Origin of the sequence: Blautia sp. CAG:257 (genome assembly GCF_000433815.1) — a bacterium.
In the GTDB taxonomy this organism is placed as follows: Bacteria; Bacillota; Clostridia; order Lachnospirales; family Lachnospiraceae; genus Blautia_A; species Blautia_A caecimuris.
Genome location: NZ_HF999106.1, coordinates 1033 through 2662, shown reverse-complemented (window position 1 = coordinate 2662; position 1630 = coordinate 1033). Strand labels below are relative to the sequence as shown.

The 1630-nt window shown below is 41.6% G+C and carries 2 protein-coding genes; both read left to right on the top strand.

All coding sequences use genetic code 11. The features are described from left to right. Window positions 1-327 precede the first annotated feature (327 nt). A complete protein-coding gene (locus tag QVP40_RS11860) occupies window positions 328-1140 on the top strand; it encodes a M23 family metallopeptidase (protein WP_022068608.1) in 813 nt (270 codons plus the stop codon). A 227-nt stretch (window positions 1141-1367) separates the two neighbouring features. Beyond that, entirely contained in the window at window positions 1368-1610 is a 243-nt protein-coding gene (locus tag QVP40_RS11855) for a GIY-YIG nuclease family protein (protein ID WP_022068607.1), read from the top strand. Window positions 1611-1630 lie beyond the last annotated feature (20 nt).

Here is a 1630-nt window from a genome sequence, read left to right as displayed (position 1 = left end):
ACACAAAATCATCACGAATTTGTCTTTATAAGATGCACATATAAAGCTTAATATTCCCTTTATGTCTGTGTGTTACGGATTCTATTGTGCAAAATTCGATATTTGCTCATTTATAGTAAATAATTCATCTGTGGATATACATTCTCGTCATATCAGGCTCATCATCCCCCATAGATACCGTTGAGGTATGGAGACACACCCCTCTTTTTTGTCTGTATTATGTGATATTGGATATTTGTTCATTTATAACCACTAAAAGTGAATAGACTCAGGTATTCTGGACACCCTATAAATACAGAAATGATTATAAGCAGAGGTGAAAGGAATATGACAAAAAACAGAATTGTAAAGTATGCCACAAACACAGCCCTTTTAGCAGTTCTGGCTGCAGCCGGAATTGGAGCTTATCAGCTTGGTACATCAAAACCAGAGGAAAATATCCAGGAAGAACAGGAATTTGTGGAAATGGAACAAAGTACAGAGGAAGAACCCATGGTAGATGTGGGAACCACTGAGGTAGAAGCGGATATGGAAAATACATCCGGAGATCTGGCAGGAACAGAAATGGAAGACGGAGCTAACGGAAATGAGGCAGAGCCTTTACAGGAAGAAACCGCTGTGGAGGAAAACGGCCAGCAGCCGGAGGATGGAACTTTTGCTCAATCAGAAGAAAATACAGCAACAGATGCAGCGGCAGGCGCAGTAGAAGCCCCGGTACTGAATTTTTCGGAAGAAACACAAATGGAATGGCCGGTAAATGGAAATATCCTGCTTGATTATAATATGGATCAGACTGTATATTTTCCAACTCTCGACCAGTATAAATTAAGTCCTGCTATTGCAGTGCAGGCGGCTGAGGGGGCTCCGGTGCTGGCTTCTGTGCCCGGAACAGTATATTCGATCGAAGAAAATGCACAGACAGGAACAACAGTGACAATGGAAATAGGAAGCGGCTATCAGGCCGTATACGGGCAGCTTAAAGACCTTGCAGTAGAAGAGGGAGCCACAGTGGATAAAGGAACTGTAATCGGCTATATTGCAGCTCCTACCAAGTATTACAGTGAAGAAGGAAGTAATCTTTATTTTGCAATGAAAAAGGACGGAGAACCGGTTGATCCGATCGCCTATCTTCCAGAATAAAAATAAGAGATACTGTTCTGTTTTCTATGGAACTGTTCACAAAAAATAAGAAACAACGTATAATAAAAGCAGGTGGGAACAAAAATCCGCAGTCGGCAGTTCTCCTACCTGCTTTTTATCTTTCAGTGATATACTTTGTCCGGCCGGCTGCTTTTATATAGATTCGGGGATGACTGTTGGAATAGAGCGGCAGTTATCCTTTACATATACCTGGATGGAGTGAAAAAATGAATTACACATATATGGTGCAGTGTGCAGACGGAAGCCTTTATACAGGGTGGACAAACTCTCTGGAAAAACGTCTGAAGGCTCACAATGAGGGAAAAGACGGGGCTAAATATACAAAGGCAAAGCGTCCGGTGCACCTTGCATATTATGAGGGTTTTGCTACCAGAGAAGAGGCCATGAGACGCGAATGCGAAATAAAAAAGCTTACCAGAAAGCAGAAAGATGCTTTGAGAAATTTTTAGAAATGATATTGTGTATAAGA

Bases quoted from the DNA above. Each gene is read 5' to 3' on its own strand.
- QVP40_RS11855 (WP_022068607.1), top strand. From the start codon at position 1,368: ATGAATTACACATATATGGTGCAGTGTGCAGACGGAAGCCTTTATACA.
- QVP40_RS11860 (WP_022068608.1), top strand. From the start codon at position 328: ATGACAAAAAACAGAATTGTAAAGTATGCCACAAACACAGCCCTTTTA.